The sequence below is a fragment of the Vibrio sp. 10N.222.55.C6 genome (assembly GCF_041473395.1).
GTDB classification, from domain to species: domain Bacteria; phylum Pseudomonadota; class Gammaproteobacteria; order Enterobacterales; family Vibrionaceae; genus Vibrio; species Vibrio crassostreae_C.
Genome location: NZ_JBFRSD010000761.1, coordinates 1 through 299, shown reverse-complemented (window position 1 = coordinate 299; position 299 = coordinate 1). Strand labels below are relative to the sequence as shown.

Annotated in this window: 1 pseudogene; it reads right to left on the bottom strand. The window is 43.1% G+C overall.

What is annotated here, in order from left to right:
* Window positions 1-42: 42 nt before the first annotated feature.
* Window positions 43-299, bottom strand: a pseudogene (locus AB4486_RS26020) (phosphate ABC transporter substrate-binding protein); the annotation flags it as partial.

Genomic DNA, 299 nt, shown 5'->3' with positions numbered 1-299 from the left:
CAAATAACCTTGGGCTTTTTAATGCTGGTAAGTAAGCAACGCTTAGTATTTAAATAATACTTTCACGTCACCTGTTAAAGCGGCTTCATCTACATAACCAATTGCATTGGTTTTTGAAGCAACCGTTATAATTGCTTCGTTGTAGTCTGAAACCTGGATTGGAGCTTCAGCTTTACCGGTAAATACAAGTCGCGACCACGCTGATTGAAGTTGTGATTCGCTGCGTCCCGTTGCCACCTCATGGAAGGCAAGTCTGCCTTCAGAACCATCAGCTAGCTCGATGATCTGTGCTTTAGTAC